Origin of the sequence: Streptomyces sp. NPDC053069, from assembly GCF_044546895.1 — a bacterium.
In the GTDB taxonomy this organism is placed as follows: domain Bacteria; phylum Actinomycetota; class Actinomycetes; order Streptomycetales; family Streptomycetaceae; genus Streptomyces.
Window position 1 is genome coordinate 1 of sequence record NZ_JBITZN010000023.1, and the last position, 26,381, is coordinate 26,381.

26 protein-coding genes are annotated in these 26,381 nt (G+C 72.0%); 15 read left to right on the forward strand and 11 right to left on the reverse strand.

The genetic code is table 11. From position 1 onward, the window contains the following. The 3 genes from ACIGXP_RS37160 to rfbB form a co-directional block, all read left to right on the forward strand. The coding region (locus ACIGXP_RS37160) for a vitamin B12 dependent-methionine synthase activation domain-containing protein (RefSeq protein WP_399776036.1) at positions 1-366 on the forward strand (366 nt) is incomplete at its 5' end. Beyond that, positions 363-1,241 (forward strand): methylenetetrahydrofolate reductase [NAD(P)H], encoded by an 879-nt coding sequence (gene metF / locus ACIGXP_RS37165; RefSeq protein WP_399776038.1) that lies wholly within the window; start codon positions 363-365, stop codon positions 1,239-1,241. The genes ACIGXP_RS37160 and metF, both read left to right, overlap by 4 nt. Then, positions 1,238-2,242, forward strand: a complete 1,005-nt coding sequence (gene rfbB, locus ACIGXP_RS37170; RefSeq protein WP_399776039.1) for a dTDP-glucose 4,6-dehydratase — start codon at positions 1,238-1,240, stop codon at positions 2,240-2,242. The genes metF and rfbB overlap by 4 nt, the downstream gene beginning before the upstream one ends. 83 nt (positions 2,243-2,325) lie before the next feature. Here the strand turns inward: rfbB and ACIGXP_RS37175 are convergent, their stop codons facing one another. Beyond that, positions 2,326-3,357 carry a zinc-binding dehydrogenase gene (locus tag ACIGXP_RS37175; protein ID WP_399776040.1) on the reverse strand — a complete coding sequence of 344 codons (1,032 nt, stop codon included), beginning with the start codon at positions 3,355-3,357 and terminating at the stop codon, positions 2,326-2,328. Between the two features lie 174 nt (positions 3,358-3,531). Here ACIGXP_RS37175 and ACIGXP_RS37180 point away from each other — a divergent pair, with 174 nt between their 5' ends. Both ACIGXP_RS37180 and ACIGXP_RS37185 read left to right on the forward strand, forming a co-directional pair. After that, the gene (locus ACIGXP_RS37180) at positions 3,532-4,296 is read left to right on the forward strand and encodes an SDR family NAD(P)-dependent oxidoreductase (RefSeq protein WP_399776041.1); all 765 of its coding nucleotides are present in this window, start codon (positions 3,532-3,534) and stop codon (positions 4,294-4,296) included. Positions 4,297-4,345: 49 nt separating this feature from the next. Then, the gene (locus ACIGXP_RS37185) at positions 4,346-5,569 is read left to right on the forward strand and encodes a cytochrome P450 (RefSeq protein ID WP_363215251.1); all 1,224 of its coding nucleotides are present in this window, start codon (positions 4,346-4,348) and stop codon (positions 5,567-5,569) included. An 86-nt stretch (positions 5,570-5,655) separates the two neighbouring features. Here the strand turns inward: ACIGXP_RS37185 and ACIGXP_RS37190 are convergent, their stop codons facing one another. Then, positions 5,656-7,086 (reverse strand): alpha/beta hydrolase, encoded by a 1,431-nt coding sequence (locus ACIGXP_RS37190; RefSeq protein ID WP_363215250.1) that lies wholly within the window; start codon positions 7,084-7,086, stop codon positions 5,656-5,658. A 26-nt stretch (positions 7,087-7,112) separates the two neighbouring features. Then, a complete protein-coding gene (locus ACIGXP_RS37195) occupies positions 7,113-8,630 on the reverse strand; it encodes an MFS transporter (protein WP_399776043.1) in 1,518 nt (505 codons plus the stop codon). 195 nt (positions 8,631-8,825) lie between these two features. Between ACIGXP_RS37195 and ACIGXP_RS37200 the strand changes: the two genes are divergently transcribed. Continuing rightward, complete coding sequence (locus tag ACIGXP_RS37200) at positions 8,826-9,149, forward strand: 2Fe-2S iron-sulfur cluster-binding protein (protein WP_399776044.1); 324 nt, start codon at positions 8,826-8,828, stop codon at positions 9,147-9,149. Next, positions 9,149-10,408, forward strand: a complete 1,260-nt coding sequence (locus tag ACIGXP_RS37205) for an NAD(P)/FAD-dependent oxidoreductase (protein WP_399776046.1) — start codon at positions 9,149-9,151, stop codon at positions 10,406-10,408. Before ACIGXP_RS37200 ends, ACIGXP_RS37205 begins: the two co-directional genes overlap by 1 nt. 65 nt (positions 10,409-10,473) lie before the next feature. Here ACIGXP_RS37205 and ACIGXP_RS37210 read toward each other — a convergent pair whose 3' ends face one another. From ACIGXP_RS37210 to ACIGXP_RS37220, 3 genes are all read right to left on the reverse strand, one after another. Next, positions 10,474-11,691: a cytochrome P450 gene (locus ACIGXP_RS37210; protein WP_363215245.1), complete on the reverse strand. Its 1,218-nt coding sequence runs from the start codon at positions 11,689-11,691 to the stop codon at positions 10,474-10,476. A gap of 100 nt (positions 11,692-11,791) precedes the next feature. Further along, on the reverse strand, positions 11,792-12,916 hold the full coding sequence (locus tag ACIGXP_RS37215) for a hydrolase (protein ID WP_399776048.1): 1,125 nt from the start codon (positions 12,914-12,916) through the stop codon (positions 11,792-11,794). Positions 12,917-12,946: 30 nt separating this feature from the next. Continuing rightward, on the reverse strand, positions 12,947-13,432 hold the full coding sequence (locus ACIGXP_RS37220) for an SRPBCC family protein (RefSeq protein WP_363215243.1): 486 nt from the start codon (positions 13,430-13,432) through the stop codon (positions 12,947-12,949). Positions 13,433-13,673: 241 nt separating this feature from the next. Here ACIGXP_RS37220 and ACIGXP_RS37225 point away from each other — a divergent pair, with 241 nt between their 5' ends. From ACIGXP_RS37225 to ACIGXP_RS37235, 3 genes are read left to right on the forward strand one after another with little or no spacing between them, the layout of a single operon-like run. Then, positions 13,674-14,459 (forward strand): SDR family NAD(P)-dependent oxidoreductase, encoded by a 786-nt coding sequence (locus ACIGXP_RS37225; protein WP_399776051.1) that lies wholly within the window; start codon positions 13,674-13,676, stop codon positions 14,457-14,459. 47 nt (positions 14,460-14,506) lie between these two features. Continuing rightward, positions 14,507-15,067 (forward strand): flavin reductase family protein, encoded by a 561-nt coding sequence (locus ACIGXP_RS37230; protein WP_363215241.1) that lies wholly within the window; start codon positions 14,507-14,509, stop codon positions 15,065-15,067. After that, the gene (locus tag ACIGXP_RS37235; RefSeq protein ID WP_399776053.1) at positions 15,064-15,981 is read left to right on the forward strand and encodes an MBL fold metallo-hydrolase; all 918 of its coding nucleotides are present in this window, start codon (positions 15,064-15,066) and stop codon (positions 15,979-15,981) included. The genes ACIGXP_RS37230 and ACIGXP_RS37235 overlap by 4 nt, the downstream gene beginning before the upstream one ends. A 69-nt stretch (positions 15,982-16,050) precedes the next feature. Here ACIGXP_RS37235 and ACIGXP_RS37240 read toward each other — a convergent pair whose 3' ends face one another. Then, entirely contained in the window at positions 16,051-16,515 is a 465-nt protein-coding gene (locus tag ACIGXP_RS37240; RefSeq protein ID WP_363215239.1) for a nuclear transport factor 2 family protein, read from the reverse strand. 216 nt (positions 16,516-16,731) lie between these two features. On the opposite strand from ACIGXP_RS37240, the gene ACIGXP_RS37245 reads away from it, so the two are divergent. Further along, positions 16,732-17,565 carry a slipin family protein gene (locus tag ACIGXP_RS37245; protein WP_399776055.1) on the forward strand — a complete coding sequence of 278 codons (834 nt, stop codon included), beginning with the start codon at positions 16,732-16,734 and terminating at the stop codon, positions 17,563-17,565. On the opposite strand, the gene ACIGXP_RS37250 is transcribed toward ACIGXP_RS37245, so the two are convergent. After that, the gene (locus tag ACIGXP_RS37250; RefSeq protein WP_399776057.1) at positions 17,504-18,700 is read right to left on the reverse strand and encodes an MFS transporter; all 1,197 of its coding nucleotides are present in this window, start codon (positions 18,698-18,700) and stop codon (positions 17,504-17,506) included. The two genes, ACIGXP_RS37245 and ACIGXP_RS37250, sit on opposite strands and share 62 nt — an antisense overlap. A gap of 86 nt (positions 18,701-18,786) precedes the next feature. Here ACIGXP_RS37250 and ACIGXP_RS37255 point away from each other — a divergent pair, with 86 nt between their 5' ends. From ACIGXP_RS37255 to ACIGXP_RS37265, 3 genes are all read left to right on the forward strand, one after another. After that, positions 18,787-19,782: an ArsR family transcriptional regulator gene (locus ACIGXP_RS37255; protein WP_399776059.1), complete on the forward strand. Its 996-nt coding sequence runs from the start codon at positions 18,787-18,789 to the stop codon at positions 19,780-19,782. A 34-nt stretch (positions 19,783-19,816) separates the two neighbouring features. Further along, positions 19,817-20,305, forward strand: a complete 489-nt coding sequence (locus ACIGXP_RS37260) for a glutathione peroxidase (RefSeq protein ID WP_363215235.1) — start codon at positions 19,817-19,819, stop codon at positions 20,303-20,305. 67 nt (positions 20,306-20,372) lie between these two features. Next, the gene (locus ACIGXP_RS37265) at positions 20,373-21,254 is read left to right on the forward strand and encodes a MerR family transcriptional regulator (protein WP_399776062.1); all 882 of its coding nucleotides are present in this window, start codon (positions 20,373-20,375) and stop codon (positions 21,252-21,254) included. Between the two features lie 132 nt (positions 21,255-21,386). On the opposite strand, the gene ACIGXP_RS37270 is transcribed toward ACIGXP_RS37265, so the two are convergent. From ACIGXP_RS37270 to ACIGXP_RS37280, 3 genes are all read right to left on the reverse strand, one after another. Next, the gene (locus ACIGXP_RS37270) at positions 21,387-21,581 is read right to left on the reverse strand and encodes a DUF397 domain-containing protein (protein ID WP_363215233.1); all 195 of its coding nucleotides are present in this window, start codon (positions 21,579-21,581) and stop codon (positions 21,387-21,389) included. Positions 21,582-21,769: 188 nt separating this feature from the next. Beyond that, entirely contained in the window at positions 21,770-22,627 is an 858-nt protein-coding gene (locus ACIGXP_RS37275) for a helix-turn-helix transcriptional regulator (RefSeq protein ID WP_363215232.1), read from the reverse strand. Positions 22,628-22,879: 252 nt separating this feature from the next. Then, a complete protein-coding gene (locus ACIGXP_RS37280) occupies positions 22,880-23,635 on the reverse strand; it encodes a GPP34 family phosphoprotein (protein WP_363215231.1) in 756 nt (251 codons plus the stop codon). A 181-nt stretch (positions 23,636-23,816) separates the two neighbouring features. Here ACIGXP_RS37280 and ACIGXP_RS37285 point away from each other — a divergent pair, with 181 nt between their 5' ends. Beyond that, on the forward strand, positions 23,817-26,279 hold the full coding sequence (locus ACIGXP_RS37285) for a D-alanyl-D-alanine carboxypeptidase (RefSeq protein ID WP_399776064.1): 2,463 nt from the start codon (positions 23,817-23,819) through the stop codon (positions 26,277-26,279). Positions 26,280-26,381: the final 102 nt, after the last annotated feature.

Consider the following 26,381-nt stretch of genomic DNA (forward strand, 5'->3'; position numbering starts at 1 on the left):
GCGAAGCTCTTCGAAGCCAACTCCTACCGTGACTACCTCGAACTGCACGGCCTGTCCGTGCAGTTGGCCGAGGCGCTCGCCGAGTACTGGCACGCACGGGTCCGCGCCCAGCTCGGCATCGCGGACAGCGACCCGGACGCCATGGAGGGCATGTTCCGCACCGAGTACCAGGGCTGCCGCTACTCACTGGGCTACCCGGCCTGCCCCGACCTGGAGGACCGCGCCAAGATCGCCGGCCTGCTCCGGCCCGAACGTATCGGCGTCCACCTGTCCGAGGAGTTCCAGCTCCACCCCGAACAGTCCACCGACGCCATCGTCGTCCACCACCCGGAGGCGAGCTACTTCAACGCGGGAGGACGGACATGACCACCTTCTCCTTCGAGTTCTTCCCGCCGAAGACCGAGAAGGGCGAACGTGCCCTGTGGGAGGTGATCCGCCGGGTGGAGTCGCTGCGCCCCGACTTCGTGTCCGTCACCTACGGCGCGGGCGGCTCCTCCCGGGACCGGACCATCGCCGTCACCCGGCGCATCGCGGCGGAGACCACCCTGCGCCCCGTCGCCCACCTCACCGCCGTCGGCCACTCGGCCGCCGAACTGCGGCACATCGTCGGCCGGTACGCCGATGCGGGCATCCGGGACGTCCTGGCCCTGCGGGGCGACCCGCCCGGCGACCCCAACGGCCCCTGGACGCCGCACCCGCAGGGATTCACCCACGCCCGTGAACTCGTCGAACTCGTACGGTCGCTGGGCGACTTCACCATCGGAGTGGCGGCCTTCCCCGAACGGCACCCGCGCTCCCCGGACTGGGACAGCGACATCCGGTACTTCGTCGCCAAGTGCCGGGCGGGCGCCGACTACGCCATCACCCAGATGTTCTTCCACGTGGAGGACTATCTGCGGCTGCGGGACCGGGTGGCCGCGGCGGGCTGTGACATACCGATCATCCCGGAGATCATGCCCGCCACCGACGTACGCCAGATACGGCGCTTCGCCGAACTGTCCGGCGCGGCCTTCCCCGAGGAGCTGGCGCACCGCCTGGAAGCCGCCCGCGACAACCCGGCCGCCGGCCACCGCATCGGCGTGGAACACGCCACCGCCATGGCCGACCGCCTGCTGGCCGAAGGCGCCCCCGGCCTGCACTACATCACCCTCAACAAGTCCACCGCCGCCCTCGACATCCACCAGAACCTGCGAGGACCAGCCATGACGAACCCACCGCTCCCGGCCGGGAGCCCCCGATGAGGCTGTTCGTGACCGGCGGCGCCGGATTCATCGGTTCGCATTACGTCCGTACGCTCCTGAGCGGCGGCTTTCCCGGGTACGAACACGCCGACGTGACGGTCCTCGACAAGCTCACCTACGCGGGCAACCGGGCGAACCTGCCGGCGGACCATCCCCGGCTGCACTTCGTGGCGGGCGACGTCTGCGATCGTGCGCTGCTGCTCGACCTGCTGCCCGGCCACGACGCGGTGGTGCACTTCGCGGCCGAGTCCCACGTCGACAGGTCCCTGGCCGACGCGAGTCCGTTCGTCCGCACGAACGTCGGCGGCACCCAGACCCTCCTCGACGCCTGTGTGGCCTCCCGGGTGCAGCGCGTGGTGCACATCTCCACCGACGAGGTCTACGGCTCGATCGCCGAGGGCGCCTGGACCGAGGAGTGGCCGCTGCTGCCCAACTCCCCCTACGCCGCGTCGAAGGCCGCCGCCGATCTCGTCGCCCGCTCGTACTGGCGCAGCCACCGCCTCGACGTGTCGATCACCCGCTGCTCCAACAACTACGGCCCCTACCAGCACCCGGAGAAGCTCATCCCGCGGTTCGTCACGCGTCTGCTGCGCGGCCGGCCGGTGCCCCTGTACGGGGACGGCGGCAACGTACGGGAGTGGTTGCACGTCGCCGACCACTGCCGGGCCGTGCACCTCGTGCTCACCCGGGGGCGGGCCGGAGAGATCTACAACATCGGGCAGGGCAACGAGCGCACCAACCGGCAGATGACCGACGCCCTGGTGCGGCTGTGCGGCGCCGACCCCGGTCTGGTGCGCACGGTGCCCGACCGCAAGGGCCACGACCTGCGCTACGCCCTGGACGACACCAAGATCCGCGAGGAGCTGGGCTACGCCCCGGCCGTCCCTTTCGAACGGGGGCTCGCCGAAGTCGTCGACTGGTACCGGGAGAACACCGGTTGGTGGGAGTCCGCACGCGACGCGGCCGAGTCGGCGGTCCGGCTCACTCCGGCGGGCGTCTGAGCGGGAACAGGCGCGCACGGCACGAAGGCGGGCACCGGACCGAGGAGGCCGGCACCCGCCTTCGTGCTGTCGTGGCCGGACGGTCACCCCGTCGTCAGGTCGACGACGACATTGCCCCGGTAGCGGCCCTTCAGGAGTTCCAGGAGCGCCTGCGGGGCCGCCGCCAGACCACCGTCGACCACGGTGTGCGGGTACACGAACCGCCCCTCGGCCAGCCACGTCGCGAAGTGCTGCGTCCACGCCGCGATCTGCTCGGGTGTGTGGTACGTGGCGAAGGGCCGCAGTTCCAGGTGCCGGGTGATGGCCGTCATCAGGTCGAGCCGCGGGTAGGCCTGGCTGCCGTTCTGCGCGGACAGCGCCCCGCACAGCGCGAACCGGGCGTGCGGCGCCGCGGCCTGGATCGCCGCCTCGAACTGCTCACCGCCCACGTTGTCGAAGAACACGGTGATGCCCTCGGGCGCCAGCTCCTTCAGCCGGTCGATCACCGGGCCGTCGTGGTAGTCGAAGGCGGCGTCGTAGCCGAGCTCGTCCACCAGGTACGCGACCTTCTCCTTGCTGCCCGCGCTGCCGATCACCCGTGCGGCGCCGCGGCACTTGGCGATCTGCCCGGCCAGTGAACCGACCCCGCCCGCCGCCCCGGAGACGAACACGACGTCGCCCTCGCCGACGCGGGCGATGTCGGCCATGCCGTAGTACGCGGTGGGGCCCTGCCCGAGGTAGTACACCGGGCTCGGGAACAGCTTCGGGTCGACCTTGAAGTAGGTGTGCGCCGGGCCGCTGGAGTACTCCCCCCAGCCCGACATCGACTGCACCAGGTCACCCACCGCCAGGTCGGGGCTGGCGGACCTGACGACGGTGCCGATCGTCCCGCCGCCGAGCCGGTGCCCCACCTGGAAGGGCGGGATCGGCAGCGGACAGTCGCTCTTCATCATGTCCTGGTAGGCCGCGGCCAGGGGCAGGTAGTCCGTGCGCACCAGCACCTCACCGGGGGCCGGCCCGGCCACCTCCACCTCGACGGTGTCGAAGTGGTCGAGCGTGAGGTCGCCCTCCAGATACCTGGTCAGCCGCACTTCCCGGGCCCGCTGCGGAATCTCCGGAAGCATGTCGGCGCTCATCAACTCTCCTTCGGCCTGTCACCACGGTGGAAAACGCTCACCCATGCCTACGCTGCTCCGCTCGTGCCCTGGTCGGCCGGTCCTCGGGCCCGTCCTCCGCATGGACTCGACCACGGCCCAAGACCCCCCGGGTGTACTGGGCCCCCCGGACCGACCCACGAGAGGGAACCGACCATGCCGGACCAGCCGTTCGCGGAGCACACCGTCGTCGTCACGGGAGGCGGCACCGGCATCGGCCGTGCCACCGCCCTGGCCTTCGCCGAGCACGGCGCCCAGGCCGTGATCGTCACCGGACGCCGCAAGGAGCGGCTCGCCGAGGTCGCCGCCGCGCACGAGGCGATCGTGCCGGTGGCGGCCGACGTGACCACCGGCTCGGGCGCCGAGGCCGTCGCCGACGCGGTGCACGAGCACGGCGGCACCCTGGACGTCCTGGTGCACAACGCGGGCATCTTCCGGTTCAGTCCGCTCGCCGCCCTCGACGCGGGCACCGCCCGCGAGGTCCTGGAGACCAACGTCCTCGGCCCGCTGCTGCTGACCGCCCGGCTGCTGCCGCTGCTGCGCTCCCCCGGCGCGGGCATCGTCCTGGTCTCCAGCCGCGGCGGCCACAACCCCACGCCCGACGGCTCGGTGTACGGGGCGAGCAAGGCCGCCCTGCACAGCTTCACCCGCAGCTGGGCCGCCGAACTGGCGCCGAGCGGCATCCGGGTCAACGCCGTCGCCCCCGGCTTCGTCCGCACCGAGGCGTACGCGGCCAACGGGCTCAGTCCCGAGGCGGTGGAGGGCCTGTTCGCCGGCGTGACGCCCACCATCCCGCTGGGCCGGGTCAGCGAGCCCGAGGACGTCGCCCCCTGGATCATCCGCCTCGCGGACCCGGCGAACGCGCTGGTCACCGGCCAGATCATCACGGTGGACGGCGGCCTGGACATCACCGCTCGTTAGACCTGCTCCGCTTCACTTCCCCACTCACTCCGCACGAAGGGACCCGATCGTGACCACCAGTGCCACCGAGGCGGACGCACCGGCCGAGGCCAGGACGTTCCCGTACGCGCGCACCTGCCCGTTCACGCCGCCCGCCGAGTACCGGGAGATGACCGACAAGGACGTCTCGCAGGTCACGCTGACCGGCTCCGGCCTGCGGATATGGACGGTCACCGGCTACGAGACGATCAAGCGGCTGCTCACGGACCCCCGGGTCAGCGCCTCCCGCAAGCACGACAACTTCCCCTTCTACTTCGTCGCGCCGCCCGAGTACCGCACGGAGACGTCGTTCATCGGCTACGACGGCAAGGAGCACAGCTCGACGCGGCGCAAGGCGGCGCTGACCTTCACCAACCGGCAGGTGCAGCGGCTTCGTCCGCGGATCGAGGAGATCGTCGACGAGCACATCGACAAGCTGCTCGCGCTGCAGCCGCCGGCCGACTTCCACCGGGTGTTCTCGCTGGCCGTGCCGATGACGGTGATCTGCGAACTGCTCGGCATCCCGCAGGACCAGCACGACTTCTTCATCAAGCACGGCACGGCGCTGCTCGGCGGGCACAGCACCACCGAGGAGCGGCAGGCCGCGATCGTCGAGGTCAACGCGTACGTCAACGACCTGATCCAGCTCAAGCGGCGCGAGCCGGGCGAGGATCTGCTCAGCCGGGCGATGGCCGACTACGAGGAGTCCGGCGAGGAGTACACGGACCGCGACCTGTTCAACATGGTGCGGCTGCTGATGAACGGCGGCCACGAGACCACCGCGAGCCAGATCTCGCTGGGCACGGCCGCCCTCCTGGAACACCCCGACCAGCTGCGGCTCCTCCTGGACGACCCGTCGTTGGTGAAGCCGGCCGTCGAGGAGCTGGTGCGGTACGCGACGATCGGCGACACGGCCGTGCCGCGCGTCGCCCTGGCGGACATCGAGATCGGCGGCCAGGTCATCCGCAAGGGCGACGGCATCCTGTGCCTGGGCCTGGCCGCCAACCGCGATCCGGAGGTCTTCCCCGAGCCGCAGAAGCTCGACATCACCCGCGGCAGCCGCAAGCACCTCGGCTTCGGGCACGGTGTGCACCACTGCATCGGCGCCGACCTGGCCCGCCTGGAGCTGCAGATCGTGTGGAGCAAGCTGTTCCAGCGCGTCCCCACCCTGAAGCTGGCCAAGCCGTTCCTGGAGATCCCGCGCAAGGAAGGCGCCGTGATCTACGGCCTGTGGGAGCTGCCCGTCGTATGGTGACGCCCTTCCCGGTGACGCCCTTCCCGTACACACCCGGGCCCGGTACCGAACCGATCGGTACCGGGCCCCCGCGCGTCCGTGCGGCGTCAGTCGTTGACGTCCGCCGCGATCTCGGGCCGTGGCGTGCGCCCCGGGCAGGTGGCGCGCGGCGCCGGCAGCTCGCCGTCGACGAGGTAGCGGTGGACGATCGTGTCGACGTACGGGTTGTCGCCGAGGACGTACACCTCGTGCTCGCCGGAGTCCTCGACGGTCAGCAGGTGGTGGCCGAGGCGTTCGGCCATGGCGACGCCGCCCGCGTAGTGGTCCATCGGGTCGCCGTCGGCCTGGACGACCAGGCCCACCGGGTAGCCGTCGCGGACCGGCACGACGGGCGGCTCGGCGGGTTCGAAGGTACGGAAGGCGCCGACCCAGGGCTGGGCGCGCAGCACGCCGTAGCCGTACGGGAACCGCTTCCGGAACTCCCGCATGTCCTGGTAGTAGACGTCCAGGTCGGCGGGCCACTCGTGTTCCAGGGTGATGGCCTCCAGGACGCCGATGCGCAGCGAGCCCTCGCTGTCGGCGGGCCGCCAGGTGCCCTGTTCCTGCAGCAGGTCCCGGCAGGCGGCCGCATCGCCCGCCGTGGCGGCCTTGCCCAGCCGGCCGACGAGCGTGCCGAGTTCGGCCCACCGGCCGCGGTCCGCGGCGCGGTTGCCGACCGCGCCGTCGAAGAGCGTACGCAGCCGCGGCCCCCCGCCGAGGCCGTCGAGGTGTACGACGACGTCCTCCACGGAGGCGAACACCCGCTCCGTGCTGTCGCCGAGCCCGAAGTGCCGGTGGCGTTCCGCCGTCCACTCGGCCCACCGTGTGACGTTGCCGAGCACCGCGTCGCCCTGCCACAGGAACTGCTCGCGCCAGGTCCAGTCGGGGTGCACGCAGGAGTCGAGGACGCTGCGGTCGAGGCGGTCGGGGAAGAGGGTGCCGTACACGGCGCCGACGTAGGCGCCGTACGCGTAGCCGACGAAGGTGACGCGCTCCTCGCCGAGCACTCCGCGGATGACGTCGATGTCACGGGCCGTGTTCGGAGTGCTGATGTGGCGCCGCAGCGCGCCGCCCGCGCGGGCGCAGGCCTCCTCGCGCAGCCGCATGTCCTCGGCGAGCTGCGGGAACAGCTCATCGGGCGGCCGGGAGTCGAACTCCGCCCTGGGTACAGTCACTTCGGCGTGCAGCGGAGTGGACGCTCCGGTGCCGCGCGGGTCGAAGCCGATCAGGTCGTACACCTCGTGCGGCGGGGTTCCCGCGAACCTGTCGGGCAGCGCGCGACCCGCGCCCCAGTCGCCGCCGGGTCCGCCGTTGACACCGAGCAGAATGCCGCGCCGCCGCTCGGGCGCGGTGGCCCGGCGGCGGCTGAGGGCGATCGTGAGCCGCTCCCCGTCCGGGGCGGAGTAGTCGCGCGGCACCTCGATCTCCGCGTGTTCGAGGTCCTTGTCGTCGGGGTCCTGCCGCCACTGCGGTCGCTGGGCGTAGAAGTCGGTGAGCACCGCGAACCTCCGTTCTCGTCAGGAGGTCAGCCTCGCCTCACCGGCTTGAGAGGCCCTGGATCCCTCCCGGACCGGGTGCTTCGCTGCGGCTGCCCCGCATCGCCCCCGGCCCGGCCCGGCACCGCGAGCGCGGCGAGGAGGCCGGCCGCCGCGAACGCGGCCGCGCCGGTCAGGGCGAGGCCGTAGCCGGCGGCCAGTTGCCGCGGGGAGGCCGTGCCCGCGCCGCCCGCCAGCGTGTCGATGCGGTGGGAGGAGAGGGCCGCGAGGGTCACCAGGCCCAGGGCGCTGCCGAGTTGGCGGGTGGTGTTGAGCAGGCCGGAGCCGAGGCCCGCCTGGTGGACGGGCAGACCTGCGGTCGCGGCGTTGGTCGTGGCGTTGAGGACGCCGCCCATGCCGAAGCCGAGCAGCAGCAGCGGCCCGAGCAGGTCCGTCACGAAGCCGGCGCCCACGCCCGCCTGCGCCAGCCACAGCAGCCCCAGGCAGCCCGTCGTCAGGCCGCACAGCAGCACGGGGCGCGGTCCGATGCGCGGCACCAGCGAGGAGACTCCCCAGCCGCCGAGCGCGATGCCCGCCGACAGCGGCAGATAGCTCAGGCCGGTGCGGACGGGGCTGTAGCCGAGGACCTGCTGCAGCAGCAGGGTGAAGAAGTAGAACGTGCTGAACAGGGCCGCGATGCCGAACAGGGCGACCAGGTTGGCGGCGGCCACGGAGCGGATGCGCAGCACGCCGAGCGGCACCAGCGGATGCCGGGCGAAGCGTGCCTGGATCAGCAGGAACAGGGCGAGCAGCGCGCCGCCGCCGAGCAGCGGGGCCAGCACCCGCGCCGAGGCCCAGCCGTGGGCGGGCGCATCGGCGACCGCGTGCACCACCGCCATCAGGCCGAGCGTGACGGTGACCGCGCCGGGCACGTCCAGGCCGGGGCGGTCGGCGCGGCGGGACGCCCCCTGCGGCACGACCCAGCAGACCGTCGCGAACAGGACGATCCCGATGGGCACGTTGACCAGCAGGATCCACCGCCACGACAGCCACTCGGTGATCACCCCGCCGGCCAGCACACCGATCGCGCCGGCCGCCCCGGACACCCCGCTCCACCAGCCGAACGCCCTGGCGCGTGCCTCGGGTCCGGTGAAGGTGGTGCCGAGCACGGTCAGCGTCGCGGGCGCCATGACCGCGGCGCCGAGCCCCTGGAAGGCGCGGGCCAGGATCAGCGTCACGGGCCCGCCGGCCGCGCCGCCGACCGCGCTGGCGAGGCTGAACAGGCCGATCCCGGCGAGAAACACCCGGCGCTGCCCGAACAGGTCGGCGAGCCGCCCGCCGAGCAGCAGGAAGCCGCAGACGACGACGGTGTAGGCGTTGTTGACCAGGTGCAGGTCGTGCCGGTCGAAACGCAGCTCCTCGGCGATGACCGGCAGGGCCACGTTGACCACGGACGCGTCGAGCACGTTCATGAACTGGCCCAGGCAGCAGGCGGCGAGGATCAGGGCGAGCCGCCGCCGGGGGGCGGCGGCGTGCGATGCGGCGCTCTGCACGGTCGAAGCGGTCATGACAGCACGCTCGCCGCGCGCGATCGACTGCCGATGGTGGCGTCCTGGAGCGGTGCCGTCCCGAGGAGCCGCACCCCGCCCCGGGCTGCCCCCGCGCGGGTGTCCGCCTGAGGGGCGCTCAAGGGCTCCTCAAGACGCGGTGGCCACAGTCCTGGTCCGTACGCGGGCCGGACGACATTCCCCGAGGAGAGCGCCATGGCCAAGATCACCTACCGGCATCCCAACGGCACCACCACCGTCGTCGACGTCCAGGCGCCCAACACGGTCATGCGCGGCGCGAAGCTCAACAACATCGACGGCATCGAGGCCCAGTGCGGCGGCTCCGCACAGTGCGGCACCTGCCACGTCTACATCGACGAGTCGTCCACGGTGCCGCTGCCGCCGATGGACGAGGTGGAGGACGACGTGCTGTACGGCACGGCCTGCCCGCGCCGCGAGAACAGCCGCCTGAGCTGCCAGCTGCCCGTCACCGACGACCTCGACGGACTCATGGTGCACCTGCCCGAGGCGCAGAGCTGATGGCCGCCCGCCACGTCGTCGTCGTCGGCGCGGGACAGGGCGGCCCGGACACGGCGGCCGCGCTGCGCGCCCAGGGCTACGACGGCCGGATCACCCTGGTCGGTGAGGAACCCGCGCTGCCCTACCAGCGCCCTCCGCTGTCCAAGGGCTTCCTCACCGGCGCCGTCGGCCACGCCGACCTGGTGCCGCGCCCGGAGTCGTTCTTCGAGGCGCAGGACATCGAGCTGGTCACCGGTGACCGTGCGCACCGCATCGATGTGTTCCGCGCCCGCGTCGAGCTGGCCTCGGGCGGCAGCCTCGGCTACGACCGGCTCGTCCTCGCCACGGGCGCCCGGCCGCGCACCCTGCCCGTGCCCGGCGCGGACCTGGGCGGCGTCCTGACCCTGCGCACGCTCGCGGACGCGGAGGCGCTGCGCGCGCTGCTCGCCGGTCCGCCACGCCAGGTCGTCGTGGTCGGTGCCGGCTTCGTGGGTCTCGAACTCGCCACCACCGCCAGGAAACTGGGCCACGAGGTGACGGTGGTCGAGGCGCAGTCCCGAGTGCTCGCCCGTGCCCTGACCCCGCAGCTGTCGCGGTGGCTGGCCGGCCGGCACCGGCAGCAGGGCGTGCGTCTGCTCACCGGCAGCGAGGTCGCCTCCCTGCACGGCTCCGCCGCCGGCCAGGTGGAGGTCGTCCGGCTGAACGACGGCACACGCCTGCCCGCCGACCTGGTGGTCGTCGGCATCGGCGTGCTGCCGCGCAGTGAACTCGCCGCCGACGCCGGACTCCTCGTCGGGGACGGTGTCATCGTCGACCAGTGGCTGCGCACGAACGACCGGTCCGTGTACGCCATCGGTGACTGTGCCCGTTTCCGCAGCGCCCGCCAAGGGCGCCACATCCGCCTGGAGTCGGTGCAGAACGCGTCCGACCAGGCCCGGTGCGTGGCCACCGCGATCTGCGGCGCCCCCGCCCCGTACACCGCGGTCCCCTGGTTCTGGTCGGAGCAGTGCGCACTGCGCCTGCAGCTGGCCGGGCTGACCGCGCACCACGACGAGACGGTCACCGTCGGCGATCCCGACGAGGGCCGGTTCTCCGTGCTCTGTTACCGCGAGGGTGCGCTCGTCGGCGTCGAGTCGGTGGGCAGGCCCGCCGACCACGGCATCGCACGCCGCCTGCTGGCGTCGGGCACCGGCCCCTCTCCCGCGCAGGCGCGCGTCCCGGACTTCGACCTCAAGTCCTTTGCCACCCGGACGGCCGCACCGGTCCCGGCGCACTCATGACAGGCGAAGAGCCGGTCCCGGAGCCCTCACAGGGGGTCCGGGACCGGCTCTCGCACGCGCAGGAGTCAGCCCCACACCACCGGCAGACTGGTCAGCGTGTGGTTGATCTCGCCGACGTGCCACGGCAGTTCGGACTCCGGTACGGCAAGACGCAGATCGGGGAAGCGGGACACCAGACCTTCGATGGCGATCACCAGCTCCATGCGGCCCAGGTGCTTGCCCAGGCAGTAGTGCAGGCCGTGGCCGAAGGAGATGTGCGGGTTGTGGTCACGGGCCAGGTCGAGCCGGTCCGGGTCGGTGAAGACGGTCTCGTCCCGGTTGGCGGAGGCCAGCGAGAGCAGCACCGCGTCGCCCTTGCGAATGGTCACGCCGCCGACCTCGATGTCCTCGGCCGCGATCCGCGGGAACCCGGAGGTGTCGGTGGCGAACAGGTTGACGTGCCGCAGGAGTTCCTCGACGGCGACCGGGATCCGCGAGTGGTCCGCGCGCAGCCAGTCCCACTTGTCGCGGGCGTCGACCAGCAGCGCGAGCACGGAGTTGGCGAGCTGGTTGGCGGTGGTGTCGAAGCCCGCGCCGATGAGTGTGAAGCCGAAGGTGACCAGCTCCTGCTCGCTGAGCCGGTCGTCGTTGTCGCGGGCGGCGATCAGCTCGGAGAGCATGTCGTCGGTGGGGTCGGCCCGCTTCTCGGCGATCAGGCCGACGATGTACTCGCTGAGCTTGGCGAGCCCGTCGAGGGACTCCTTGCCGCCGGCCCGCTCGTCGACGGTGGCGAAGGCACGGGCCCACTTCTCGAAGGTGCGCAGGTCACCGGCGGGTACGCCGAGCAGTTCACCGATGACGGTCAGCGGCAGCGGCACCGCGAACTCCTGCACCAGATCGGCCGTGCCCCCGCGGGCCTGGATGCCGTCCAGCAGCTCGTCGCAGACCTTCTGCACGTTGTCCCGCATGCGCTCGATCCGGCGCATCGTGAACGCGCCGGCCACCAGCTTGCGCAGCCGGGAGTGCTCGGGCGAGTCGAGCGAGATGATCATCTCGGGGGTGGTGTGCATGGTGCCGCCGATCCTGGGGGCGCCCTCGCCGCAGGCCATCGCCCGGCTCAGCCGGGGATCGGCGGACAGCTCCCGCACGTCCTGGTAGCGGGTCACCAGCCAGGCGTCCACCCCGCCCGCGGTGCGCACCTTGACCACGGGCCGGGTCTGGCGCAGCTCCGCGTAGCGCGGCGCCGGTCCCCGGTACGACGAACCGGGCAGGGGGTACACATCGGATTCCTGAAGGGCAGTCACCGTGACTCCTTCGCTGTAGCCGCCAAGGTCTCCACCACCGTAGGAACCGGTGATGGAGACCAAGTCGGCTGGAACTGGAGCCGTTCGGCGCCGGTCATGCTCAGGCGTCGGCGGGGCCGAGCAGCACCGTGGAGTAGTTCCTGCGGGCCGCGGTGTCGTACTGCAGGGCGACATGGCTGGTGGCCGAGGTGACGTCCCGCCATGTCCGCTGCAGGGCGTGCATCTCGCCGAGGCCGCCGGTGCCGGTGGCGCGGACCAGCAACTCCAGGGCCTCCTGGAGGAGTTCGGCCGAGAAGGTGGCGTTGCGCTCGTTGCGGGCCATCAGCTCGGGCGTGAAGGCGCGCGTGTCCAGGACGTCGGCGTTCTGCTCGACGAGGTGCCGGGCCGCGTCGATGCGCCCGGAGGCCCGTACCAGCCTGGTCTCGGCGGTGACGGTGCGCTTGCGTCCGGTCAGCAGCCCGGCCGCCGCCTGCAGTGCGCCGGCGGCGGCACCCACCACGGGTGCGATGAAGGTCAGCCCGCCGACGGCCTGGAACGGCACGTTGTGGGCGGGCACCTCGGACGTGGCGTTGCGCCCGCCGAGCATGTCGGCGCGGGCGAACGACAGATGATCCGGTACGAGGACGTCGTCCACGACGACCGTGTGGCTGCCGGTGGCCCGCATACCCACGCTGTCCCACGTCCGCTCGACGCCGAACGCGTCCCGGGGCAGCGCGAAGAACCGCAGCTCGGCCGGCCCGTCGCCGTCCGGCCGGGCCACCGCCGCGCACAGCAGCGCCCAGTCGGCGAAGTCGATCCCGCTGACGTACGCCCAGCGGCCCGCGAGCCGCCAGCCGCCGTCGGCCGGCCGGGCCCGTCCGGCCGGCATGAGCCCCGTGGCGACGACCGTGTCCGGGCTCTCGCCCCACAGCGCCCGGTGCCCCTCGGCGGGCAGGTGGGCGGCGAACCGCGCCGAGTACGCGGCCAGCGACGCGCACCACGCGGTGGCCGCACAGCCCTCGCCGACGGTGAGGACCGCGCGGGTCAGCTCACCGAAGGTGCCCTCGCTGCCGCCCCACCGCCCGGCCACGAAGTGCCGGGCGAAGCCGGCCGCGGTCAGCGCCTCGGTGACCGCCGGGGCGAGCGCGCGCTGCCGGTCCGCCTCGGGGGCGTGCTCGGCCGCGAGCAGCCGCAGCTTGTCGGCGGCGGGCAGCAGTCCTGTTGCGTTGTCGCAGTCGTGTCCCATCCCTGTGGCCTCCTGTCGTGACGAGACGGGTCAGACGCCGCGCGCGACGGCCTGCGCGAAACGCTCCAGGGTCTCCCCCGGGCTGGGGCCGTCCAGGGCGCGGAAGATCCGCTCGGCGCCCTCGCCGTGCTTGTGGAGCTTGACGTGTGCGAGCGACACCTTGGTGTGCGTGGCGTCGACGGGTTCGAAGTCGACCTCGATCTCGCTGGCCCGCTCGTCGTCCGGGACGGACTGCCAGTTGCCGTCGATGCGCCAGGTCATGACGAGCCTGCGGCCCGGCTCCCACTCCAGGACCCGGCCCCAGGCGATCTCGGTCCCGGTCACGTCCCACTCGTAGTAGCGGCCGCCGACACCCGGGTCGAAGGCGAGCCCGGCCCGCTCCTTCTCGACCAGCACGTGGGAGGGCGGCCACCAGTCCGCCGGCCGCTCGGTGAACACCCTGAAACACTCGGCGGGAGTGGCCGCCACGGTCACCGACTTGCGTACGTCGGGGATGGTCTGCGTCTGTTCGGGCACGGGCCCCTCCTTGTACGGCGTCTGCACAGGTTGGGTCACGCTGGCGTGCGGGGCTTGATGGGGGCCGGACCGCCGGTAGGGCCGCGGTAGGGGGTGCCGCGTGGTGTCGTCCGGCGCCCGCTGCGCCGTCGTGGCTCGTCGCGCAGTTCTCCGCGCCCGCTCCTGCAAAAGGCGAGCCGCGTCCTAGGACCCCCGGTCACCGTCGTGCCGTTCCGGGCCCCACGACCTCTTGGAGAGCACGATGACAGAAGCGGGACGACGGGTTGCCTTCGTCACCGGCGCGACCAGCGGGATCGGGCTGGCCGTGACCGAACTGCTGGCCCGGCAGGGGGCGGCGGTGTTCGGGGTGGCGCGTGCCGGGGAAAGCGTCACCGCGGTGGTGAAGCGGCTGCGCGCGGAGGGCCTGGAGGTCACCGGCGCGGTCTGCGACGTCACTTCCAGCGAGCAGGTGAAGGCCGCCGTGGAGGCGGCGGTGGCCGCGTACGGGCGGATCGACATCCTCGTCAACAACGCGGGCCGGGGTGGCGGCGGCGTCACCGCCGAGCTGCCGGACGCCCTGTGGCTCGACGTGATCGACACCAACCTCAACGGCACGTTCCGGGTGACCCGAGAGGTGCTGAGCACCGGGCGGATGCGGGACGGCGACTGGGGCCGCATCATCAACATCGCCTCCACCGGTGGCAAACAGGGCGTCGAACTGGCCGCGCCCTACTCCGCCTCCAAGCACGGTGTCGTCGGCTTCACCAAGGCCGTGGGCAAGGAGCTGGCGAAGACCGGCATCACGGTGAACGCGGTGTGCCCCGGCTATGTCGAGACCCCGATGGCACAGCGGGTCCGGCAGGGCTACGCCGACCACTACGGCGTGAGCGAGCAGGACATGCTCGACAGGTTCAACGCGAAGATCCCGCTGGGCCGTTACTCCACGCCCGAGGAGGTGGCCGGCCTGGTCGGCTATCTCGCCTCGGACACCGCCGCCTCCATCACCGCCCAGGCGCTCAACGTCTGCGGCGGTCTGGGCAACTACTGATCCCCCCGATCGTCGCCGATCCCGCTATGAGAGACGGAGCCTGAACGATGACCGACACCGGTGGCACGCTGCTCGCCGAACCCACCACCGACGTCGCCGCCTTCCGGGCCGCGATGGGCCGCTTCCCCACCGGGGTCACCCTGCTCACGCAGGGCAGCGGCGACGACACGATCGTCATGACCCTCAACAGTCTGACCTCGGTGTCCCTCGATCCGATGCTGCTGCTGGTCTCGGTCAAGGCGGACGGCCGGATGCGCCCGAGGATCGTGCGCGGCGGGGGCTTCGCCGTGAACGTGCTCAGCGAGCCGCAGCGCGACCTGGCCCAGGAGTTCTGCCGCCCCGACCGCCCGGCGGGGTCGGCCGCGATGGCGCGCCTCGACGCGGTCGAGGGACGGCTCGGCCACGCCGTGATCCCCTCGGCCGAGGCGTACTTCGAGTGCGAGCTGTACGACGAGCACGAGGCCGGCGACCACGTCCTGCTCGTGGGCCGGGTCGTGGCCGTGCACAACCGGCCCGGCGAGGCGCAGCCGCTCGTCTTCCACCGCGGCGCGTACGCGCACCTCGCCGCTGCCGCACCGGCCGTGGCGGACCGGGGCAGGGCGGCATGAGCGCTCCGGTCCAGGCGCCACCGTCGCTGGAGCAGGTGGCGGAGGGGGTGTACGCGTATGTGCAGCCCGGCGGCGGATGGTGCGTGAACAACGCGGGTCTGGTGGTCGGCGAGGACTGTGCGGTGCTCGTGGACACGGCGGCCACCGAGGCTCGTACCCGGCGGCTGCGCGAGGTCGTCGAGCGGATCGTGCCCGGCGGGGTGGACTTCGTGGTCAACACCCACTTCCACGGCGACCACACCTTCGGCAACGGCCAGTTCACGCCCCGGGCGCGGGTCGTCGCCCATGCGGGCACCCGGGCGGACAGCGCGGAGGCGGGGCTGCACCTGCGCGGGCTGTGGCCGCAGGTGGAGTGGGGCGAGACACCGCTCACCCTGCCGTCGCTGACCTTCGAGGACACGCTGACGCTGCACACGGGCGGCCCGCAGGCCGAGCTGCTCCATGTGGGCCCCGCACACACCGCGAACGACGTGGTCGTGTGGGTCCCCGAGCGGGCGGTGCTGTTCACCGGCGACGTCGTGTGGTCGGGTGTCACCCCCTATGTCCTGATGGGCTCGGTCACCGGTTCGCTGCGGGCTCTGCAGCGGCTGCGCGCGCTGGGTCCGCGCACCGTGGTCCCGGGCCACGGACCGGTCGGCGGACCGGAGTTGCTGGACTTCACCGAGGCGTATCTACGGCTGCTCGGCCGCCTGGCCGCGGACGGTCTGCGCGACGGCCTGACCCCGCTCCAGGCCGCGCGGCGCGCCGACCTCGGCGAGTTCGCCGCTCTGGTCGACGCCGAGCGTCTGGTGGGCAATCTGCACCGCGCCTACGCCGAACAGCAGGGCCTGGCCCCGGGCGCCCGGCTCGACGTCGTGGCGTCCTTCAAGGAGATGGTCGCCTTCCTCGGCGGCCCGCCCGCCTGTCACGCCTGAACGCGCGCGGGGGATGTGCCGGACGGTCGTCGACGTCCGGCACATCCCCCGTGCGCTGTCCTCCCGGGCTCAGCCGGCGTGCACCGGCGGCTCCACCGGGGTGTCGCGGTGGATCACCCGGCGCCGGGTGTAGAGGACGCCGTCGCGGCGCACCAGCTCGTCCTCGACGGTGAAGGTCGGCTCGAAGGCGACGTTGCCCTCGCGATCTGTCCGGGTGACGAGCGAGTAGTACGACACGTGCAGGGTGTCCTCGTCGACCGGGTCCGGCTCGATCAGCACGTGGTCGAACCAGTGCCGTACCGCGATGTCGCGGTAGCGCGGCAGCGCGGCCCGCATCCCCGCGAGCATCTCCTCGCGCCCGCGCTGCACGGCCCCGCCCGCGTGCACGACCTGTCCGTCCTCGGTGAACGTGGCGGCGAACCCCTCGATGTCCAGCGCGTCGACCCGGCGCATCTGCCATGCGTAGAACGTCCGGACCTCGGCGTAGACCTCCCCGGAGACCTGCGCGTACGTATTCCTGACCGCCTGGGACACGGCGTCTCCCCTCGGTGACAAGGGCCATCCGGCTGCGGCGGCCCGACTGCCCCCACGCTGCCCGCTCCCGCTCCAGGCCCGCTGGAGGCCCGGTCAGCCGCAGGCCGAGTTTCTTTACGCTTCCCTGACGCGCCGGCCGCATCCGCCGGGCCCCGCCGCGGTGTCCTCCCGGTTGTCCTGTACCGGACGAAGAAAAGCGTCGGAGATGGGAGTGCCATGGAAGGCACCGTCGTCGCAGTGGTCGTCGTAGGACTGCTCCTGCTGCTCGTGCTGAAGAGCGGGATGCGGATCGTCAACCAGGTGGAGCGCGGGGTGGTGTTCCGGTGGGGCAAGGCACTGCCGAGCCACCGCCAGCCCGGAATCACCTTCCTCATCCCCTTCGCCGACCGGATGCGCAAGGTGAACGTGCAGGTCGTCACCATGCCCGTGCCCACCCAGGAGGGCATCACCAGGGACAACGTGTCCGTGAAGGTCGACGCCGTCGTCTACTTCCGGGTGACCGACCCGGTCCGCGCGGCCATCGAGGTCCAGGACTACGTCTTCGCCGTCGGCCAGGTCGCCCAGTCCTCGCTGCGCTCCATCATCGGCAAGAGCGACCTCGACGACCTGCTCTCCGACCGGGAGCGGCTGCACGAGGGACTGGCCCTGATGATCGACAGCCCGGCCGCCGGCTGGGGCGTCCACATCGACCGCGTCGAGATCAAGGACGTCCAGCTGCCGGAGTCGCTGAAGCGGTCCATGTCCCGTCAGGCCGAGGCCGAGCGGGAGCGGCGGGCCCGGGTCATCACCGCCGACGGCGAGTTCCAGGCGGCCCAGCAGCTCGCCAACGCCTCCAGGATCATGTCCGACACCCCCGAGGCCATGCAGCTGCGTCTGCTCCAGACCGTCGTCGAGGTGGCGGCCGAGAAGAACTCGACCCTCGTCATGCCCTTCCCGGTCGAACTTCTCCGCTACTTCGACCGGGCCGTCCAGAAGATCGACGCCGACCTCAACGTGCCTCGGCAGGCTCCGGCACCGGCTCCGGCTCCGCAGAGCGACGCCCGGCCGTAGCCAGCGCCAGCGTGACGCACACCGAGCCCGCCGCCATCACCGTCATCCCCGCGGCGGGCGAGGTGACCTGCGCCACCGCCCCGGCCAGCACCGCGCTCAGCCCCTGCAGGGTCAGCATCCCCGCCGAGTGCAAGCCGAGGGCCTGACCGGCGAGTTCGCCCGGCGTCAGCTCCATCAGCCGCTCCTGCTGGACCAGACTCGCACCGAACCCCACGGAGGCGACCGTCACGCACACCGCCGCGACCGGCAGCGGCGGACGCGCCAAGAAGACCAGGTACGGCGTCCCCAGCAGGAGCAGCAGCGGGGTGGCCAGCCGGCGCCGTACGCCGGGCGGCAGCAGCCGTCCGACCGTCACGTCCCCGGCGAACATCCCGAACGCCCCGCAGGCGAACAGCGTGCCGGCGGCGTGCGGCGCGTACGACACGTACAGCGACTCGCAGCCGACGACCAGGCCGTTGGGCAGCCACAGGCCCAGGTAGGTGAGGCGGCGCGGACGGGACGACCACAGCAGGGCGTTGGTGCGCCAGGTGGCCGACGCGGAGGGGCGGCCCTCGTTCCGGGGCGGGCGTGCGGTCAGGCCGAGGCGCAGGGCGAGCGCGGCCAGCAGGTACAGCGCCGCCGACAGCAGCAGGCAGACACGCGGGGAGAGGGTTTCGAGCAGGGCGCCGCCGGCGGCGAAACCGGCGATCTGCATCAGCCCGCTCATCATGTTGAACAGCGAACGCCCCGGCAGGTAGCCGTCCTTGGCGAGGATCTCGTTCAGCAGGCCCCAGCGGACCCCGCCGCCCAGGGAGGCCACGAGACCCAGCGCCAGGACGACGCCGAGGACCGCGCCGACCGGCAGACCGGGCACCGCCTGCACCGCCGTACCGGACGCGAAGGCCAGCGCGATCACGCACAGCGCCGTACGCGGGGGCAGCCGGTCGGCGCCGGACAGCAGGAAGGTCGCGCCCAGCACCTGGGCGAGCGACGGGCCGAACATGCTCACCGCCGACAGCAGCGGCGAGCCGGTGGCCCGGTACACGAGCGTGGCCAGGGCCAGCCCGGCGACGGTCTGCGCGGCGGTCTGCGCGGCCGAGCCGAGAAACAGCGGGGTGAACTCCGGGGTGCGGAACAGGGATCGGTAGCTGGGCATGCCGGGAGTCTCGGCGGGTCACGGACGGGCTCGTTATTGTTTCGCCACAGCGCGAAAGGTCGTACGGCCATGAGGGGGGTGCGAAGGTGGGCCTGTGGCAGCTCAACGCGGACACGCTCGCCCACAGCCGGTTCGTCGTCTCGCCGCTCTCCGAGACCTTCGCCTGTCTGAAGCTGCTGCACACGGCGGACGCCGCTCATCCCGGTGAGCACGCGTGGCTGCGCGCGCATCTGCCCGCCTACCGGGCGCGGCTGGCGGCCGATCCGGTGACGGCGCGGCTGGTGCGGGCGGGGCTCGGCCGGGAGTGGATCGCCGACTTCCTGACTCCGGCACCCCGCGGCGACGAGACGTTCGCGGACGAGGTCGCCCGGGTCCGCTCGACGGCGCCGGACGCGGCCCGCGCCCATCTGCGCCTCGCGCTCGCCGGCCCGCTCCCCGCCGCCCTGGACCGCGACGACCTGCCCGAGCGGGCCGCCGTACTCCTGGAATGGGTGTGGGAGGCGACCGTACGGCCGTCCTGGGACCGGCGCCGACGGGTGCTGGAGGCGGACGTGCTCGCGCGGACCGCGCAGGTGAGCACAGGCGGTTGGGCGAGCGTCCTCGACGCGATACGCCCCGGCCGCACCCGCTGGCTCGGCGAGAACCGCCTTCAGATCAACCTCCACGAGTACCCGCCCCGTGAGATCTCCGGTGCCGAGCTGGTCCTGGTGCCGGTGACCGTCCAGCGGGCGGGCTGGGTGGCCTGGGACGACGGCGTACGGTACGCAGCGGTCTACCCGTGCGTCGGCGTCCTCGCCCACCCGGCCGGCCGAGCCGTCCGGTCCGCCCTGGGCGCACTCCTGGGGGCGGCCCGCGCCGAGGTCCTGCTCCTGCTCGCCTCCCCCATGAGCACCACCCAGCTGACGGCGGTGACCGGGCAGGGGCTGGGCTCGGTGGGGCGCCATCTGAGGGTGCTCCGGGAGGCGGGGCTGGTGGAGCGGCGGAGGGCGGGCCGCTCGGTGCTGTACGTGCGGACGGCGGCGGGGGACGCACTGACAGAGGCATCGGAACAGGAACGGAGCCGCAGCCGCCGACGGCCATGACAGCCCTCTCCGTGGAGCGCATAGCATCCAGCCCATGACCAACGTACTGAACGTCGAAATCGGCGCCCTCCAGGGCGGCCCCGCCAACCTCGCCCAGTTCGCCGGCAAGGCGGTCCTCATCGTCAACGTGGCCTCCAAGTGCGGCCTCACCCCGCAGTACACGGGCCTGGAGAAGCTGCAGGAGCGCTACGCCGACCGCGGCTTCACCGTGCTCGGTGTGCCCTGCAACCAGTTCCTCGGGCAGGAGCCCGGCACCGCCGAGGAGATCGCGGAGTTCTGCTCGGCGACCTACGGCGTGACCTTCCCGCTCACCGAGAAGGTCGAGGTGAACGGCGAGGGGAGGCACCCGCTGTACGAGCGGCTCGTCGGCTTCGCGGACGCGGAGGGCCACAGCGGCGACATCCGCTGGAACTTCGAGAAGTTCCTGATCGGCCGGGACGGCCAGGTCGTCGCCCGCTTCTCGCCGCAGACCGAGCCGGAGGCGGACGCGGTCGTGACGGCCATCGAGGCCCAGCTCGGCTGACCCGGCTTGACCTTGCCCCTGGGGCAGGGCCGAACGTCCCTGCCACCGGGCGGCGAGGATCCGCCCGGTGACGGAGGATGACCCAGTGGACGACGACCCGCTCACCGACGGCCTGCTGACCATCGGCGCGTTCGCCGCGCGGGCCCGGCTGTCGGCCAAGGCGCTGCGCCTGTACGACCGGCTCGGCCTGCTGGCCCCCGCCCAGGTCGACGAGGCGACCGGCTACCGCTACTACCGCGCCGACCAGGTCGAGCGTGCGCGACTGGTCGCGCTGCTGCGGCAGCTGGACATGCCGCTGGCCCGGATCGCCGAGGTGCTCGGCGCCGAGGGTGCCGAGGCCGCCGGCCGGCTCGCCGCCTACTGGGCGGACGTGGAGTCCCGGGTGGCCGGGCAGCGGACGCTCGCCGAGTACCTCCGTGGACGGCTGTCGGGGAGGAGCTCCGAGATGTACGAGAAGTTCGTGATCGAGACCGTGGACGTACCGGCACAGGTGGTGATCACCGAGTCGCGGCACACCCTGGCCGACGAGCTGCCGACGTGGATCGGCGCGTCGTTCGGGCGGCTGGAGGAGGCGGCGCGGGAGTGCGGCGGTATGACCGGGGCGCCGTTCGTCGTCTACCACTCCGAGGTGTCGATGGAGAGCGACGGCCCGGCCGAGTCGTGCGTACCGGTGGCCGACGAGGCAGCGGCACGGGAGTGGGCCGCCGCCCGGGGACGGACCTGGAAGACGACGGTACGGGCGGAGCCGGCGGCCCGGCTGGCCTACACACGCATCACCAAGGCCCAGGTGGCCAACCCGCAGATCCTGGCCGCCTTCGAGGCGGTGGAGCAGTGGATGGCGGGCCAGGGGCTGGAGATGGCGGGCCCCTGCCGGGAGATCTACTTCGCGGACTGGGACGCCGCGGGGCCCGCCGACCTCGTGTGCGACGTGGCGTTCCCGGTGCGGTGACCGGCCGGCGCCGCCGGGCGTGACCGAGCCCTCTCGGCAAGGACGGCGACTGGTCGAGAGGGCTCTTCTGGTGGTGCTTGTGAAGTTGTTTTGCTCGTGGAGGCGTTACTGACGAAGGTCAGGGAGGGCCCCCTAGGCCTTGACCGAGGCCACGAAGGTGTTCCACGCGTCGGCGGGGAACGCCAGGATCGGGCCCTCTAGGACCTTGGAGTCACGGACGGCGAGCTCGGCGGCGTCGGTGGGCGACTTGACCTCGACGCAGGCGCCGTTGCCCGCGGAATAGGAGGACTTCATCCACGTCTCCGAAGCGCCCTGAATCAGTGCCATGTCCACTCCTGTTGCGAGTTGCGGTAGTGCGGTTCACGCCAACCTTGTCGTCGGATTGGCGTGATCGACGCTACCGGGCAACTGCCACTGCTGGAGTAGTCGTTCACTCAACCGGATGGCATATTCCAGCGGGCCTTCCATGGAAGCCGACCGACGGTGTACGATCCGGCGCCCTCCGTGACAGCGGCTCATTCGGCGTACTGCTTGGCCACCTTCGCAATGTACTGTCGGGATTGCTCCACATTGAGGGACTGCGCCCGCAGATGTTCGTACATCACGGCGTACCTCTGCACGTCCTGGGCCTTCTCCAGGTAGAGGTCGCTGGTCACGCCCTCCAGGTACACCACACTGGAGTCGGCCGCGTCGGTGAACTCCAGGATCGCGTACTGCCCGTTGAGCCCCGGATGCGCGCCCACCTCGAACGGCAGCACCTGGACGGTGACGTGCGGCAGCTGGGACATCTCGATCAGATGCTCCAGCTGCTCGCGCATCACCAGCTTGCTGCCGACGACCCGGCGCAGCGCCGCCTCGTCGAGCACGACCCAGAGCCGGAGCGGGTTGTTCTCGGCGGTGATACGTTCCTGTCGGCGCATGCGCACCTGGACCCGCTTCTCGATCTCGGCGGTCGACGTCTCCGGCAGCGCGCCCTGCACCAGAGCCTCCGCGTAGGCGCGGGTCTGCAACAGACCGGTCACCAGTTGGGGTTCGTACACCCTGAGCGACTCGGCGTCGGTCTCCAGCCCGATGTAGACGCTGTACGGGATGTCCCCGAAGGTGTGCCACCACCCCTGCTGCCGCGAGTCCCGCGCCATCTCCATCAGCGAGTCGACGATCCGCTGATCCTCGACCTCGTACACCCCGCACAGGTCACGCACATCGCGCTGACTGATGCTTCTGCGGCCGTTCTCCAGCCGGCTGATCTTCGACTGCGACACGAGCAGTCGCTCGGCCACCTCCTCGGCCGTCATGCCTTTGAGCTCGCGGAGCCTGCGCAGCTCCTGGCCCAGCCGGCGCCGCCTGACGGTGGGATTGACATTGGACGCCACGGGACGTGCACCTCCGGCTGCCTGCCTGTTGCTTAACACTTTCCGTATCTGCTGCTGAGCAGACTGCCACCAAGGTGCTTTCTACCGCTGGGAAATGGTGGATATGCGGCGCGTACGCGTCAGTTGGCCACGGCTCGCCACCCGATGGGGTGCGGGCACGCAGTCGAGCGGGGCGGTGAGACCGCTGAGGATCTCACCGCCCCGCTCGGACCAGCGGCTCCCGAACCTGGCCTGGGGGACCGGGGTTGCGGCTCAGTGGGCCACGGCGCGCGCCATGGATCCACGGCGCGGCTGCATCGGAACCCCGCGTGCGGGTTCCGCCACGGACCTGGCACCGGCCGCGCCCTGCCGACCGGTGGCGGCCGGTCCACGGCGGGGCTGCGCGGCTGCGCCGTTCTGCACGTCCATCACGGCGTGCGCGACAAGACCCCCCATGGGGTCGTGCCGGATCAGATCCCGCAGCCGGGACCGCGAGGACCTGCCCTCGTTCCCCGGATACAGATGCTTGCCGAGCCCGACGGCGTGCGCCAGGGCGGCGAGCGCCGCGGTCCGCGGGTCCGGCGGTACGCCGGTGCGGATCGCGGAGTCCAGCCGGGCTCGGATCTCCCGGCTGATCTCGTTGTCCGTCGCCTGATAGCGCGTCGTCGGCAGCACCCCGCACATCTGGCCGGCCACGGCGTGCACCATGCCGCACCGCTCCAGATGCGAGAGGTAGGTCTGACGGAGCCCCAGCCGGGGCCCGCCGATCCAGTGAACAGCCCGCACGGGAGCGCCACGCCGTCGCAGCAACTCCAACGCACAGTCCAAAGTCGGATCTCCAGTCGGCCGTGGCACCACCACGGCGATACGATCCCCGTCTGGGGCTATCCGTCCGGCCAGCGCCAGCTCCACTAGCTGTGCACCGGCCAGACCGAGGTCGAGCGACTGCGGCTGTGCAGTGGTACCCGTGGCCGGGTCCAGTGCCAGCAACAGAAGCTCCTCCGGAAGTGTTCTGCGGCTCCTGCCCATCCATGCCTCCCCGCGTGGATGAATGACAGGGTGACCCCTCTCACATTGGTCTGTCGAGGGTGCGTGACCGGTTCGTGAGGGAACCGGCAGGTATGTCGTTCTCGTCTACCGCAGGGGCCAAGCCCTCACACAGGACACTGGTACATGGTTCGGACAGGGCGCGCGCGTGGGCGTGCGGCGCATGGAGGAGGCATCGGTGGCGGGCGAGTCCCCCGACAGGTCGAAGCAGCGTCAGTCGTCGGCAGAACCGACGTCGGGGAACGCGGGTCCGGTTCCCGAGGCCCGCGATCCGCGCCTAGCGGTCTCCCGTGAAAAGGATTCCTCTTCCAGCGGCGTGGACACCGCGACGAAGATCCTTTCGGTACGCGAAACCCCCGAGGAGGACACCGCCCTGCGCGACGCGGTCTCGGCATGGGTACGCGCCGCCGACACCCCCGAGAAGGCCGAGCAGAACCAGGCCGACGACGGCAAGAAGCCCGACACGAACGCAAAGCCCAAGCCCGAGACGGCTCCAGAGGCCGAGGCGGACGCAAAGCCCAAGCCGGAGACGGCCCCCGCGCCGGACGCGGACGCAAAAGCCAAGCCGGACTCCGCGGCCGACACGGGAGCAAAGGCCAAGCCCGGGACGGCTCCAGAGGCCGAGGCGGACGCGAAGCCCAAGCCGGAGGCTGCCCCCGCGCCCGCCGCGGACGCGAAGCCCATGCCCGAGACGACCCCCGGGCCGGACGCGGAAGCAAAGGCCAAGCCCGAGACAGCCGCAGAGGGCGGCACGGACGTGAAGCCCAAGCCCGAGACGACCCCCGCGCCCGCCGCGGACGCAAAGGCCAAGCCGGACTCCACGGCCGGTGCGGACGGCGGCGCAGAGGCTGACGGGAAGACCGAGGCGGAGGACGCCGAAGGCGAAGCCGAGGCGGAGGGGGCCGAGGACGCTCCCGAGGACGCCGACGGCGAGGACACCCCGCAGGGGCCACCCGCAGCCGACGACGAGACCCGCACGGGCGGTGCGGGTGGGAACGGCACCGACGCCGAAGGCGAAGCCGAGGCGGAGGGCGCCGAGGGCACCCATGCCGTCGACCAGCCCACCACCCTCTTCAAGGCGATATCGCCCAGGCCGGCCCCGCAGGTCGACCAGCCGACGACCATGCTCAAGCTCGGCGCCAGGCCGACCGCGCCGAAGGGCACCCCGGCGTCCGACCCCGAGCGCACCAGCAAGTTCGTCGCGCTCAAGAACGACATGGCCCCGGCGACGAAGCCCGCCACCGAGCCCGCCGCCAAGCCCGCGTCCCGGCCCGCCGGCAAGCCGGACGCCACCACCCCCGTCCCCCACGTCGGCCCCGAGCGCACCACCCAGCAGCCGCTCCCGCCGAAGCCCCCGCTGGACCTCCTGGCGGAGCTGACGAACACTCCGCCGCCCCCGGAGACCCCGGTCCGCACGATCGTGCGCCGGGTCAAGATCTGGACCCCCCTGGTCCTGCTCCTGGCGATCGTCTTCGCGGTCGTACAGACCCTCCGCCCGCTGCCGTCCCCCACCCTCGCGCTCACCGGCAAGGACACCTACACCTTCGACGGCGGCACCACGGCCCTGCCCTGGCCGGGTGAGGGCCAGGGCTGGATCGACGTCGCCGGCATCGGCACGATGGGGCACTTCGGCAAGCAGACCCCCGTGGCCATCGGCTCGGTCGCCAAGACCATGACCTCGTACATCATCCTCCGGGACCACCCGCTGAAGCCGGGCCAGGAGGGCCCGAGGATCACGGTGGACCCCCGGGCGGAGAAGGAGGGCGGCTACAGCAAGAGCGGCGAGTCCACCGTCAACACCCTCCACGCCGGTGACCGCCTCACCGAGAAGCAGGCCCTGTCGGCCGTCATGATCCCCTCCGCGAACAACATCGCCCGGCTCCTGGCGCGCTGGGACGCGGGCTCGGAGGCGGCGTTCGTCAAGAAGATGAACGCCACCGCCAAGGAGCTGGGGATGACCAACACGACGTACACCGACCCGTCGGGTCTGAAGGAGACCACCGTCTCCACGGCGGAGGACCAGGTGAAGCTCGGCCGCCTGGTCGTGAAGAACCCGGCCCTGGTCGCCATCACCAGCGCGGCCAGCTGGACCGACCCCACCGGGCACAACTGGCCCAACTGGAACAAGCTGCCGTTCCAGATGGGTGCGATCGGCATCAAGACGGGCAGCACCACGGCGGCCGGCGGCAACCTGCTCTTCGCGTCCCGCAAGACGGTCGGCGGGCAGACGGTGACGATCGTCGGCGCGATCCTCGGCCAGCACCGGGGGACGTCGATCCTCGACACGGTCAACGCGGTCAGCAAGACCGCGCTGCTCGCGGCCCAGGACGCGCTGACCTCCTCGACGATCCTGAAGAAGGGCGCCGTGGTCGGTTACGTGGACGACCAGCTCGGCGGCCACACCCCGGTCGTGCTCACGAAGGACGTCCCGGCCGTCGGCTGGGCGGGCCTGAAGGTGAACCTGTCCTTCACCTCCGGCAAGGTGCCGCACAGCGCGAAGGCCGGCACCCGGGTGGGCGCACTCACCGTGGGTGACGGTTCGGCCGGTGCCGTCAAGATCCCGGTGGCCCTGCAGAAGGACCTGGCCGAGCCCGGTTTCGGTGCCAAGCTGACCCGCCTGGGCTGATCGCACCGCGTCCCGCCCGCCGCCTGCAGCCCGCCTGCGGCGCCCCCACCCGGGGGCCCCGCGGCGGGCTGCGTGCTAGCGTCACGAATCGGGGCAGGTCGC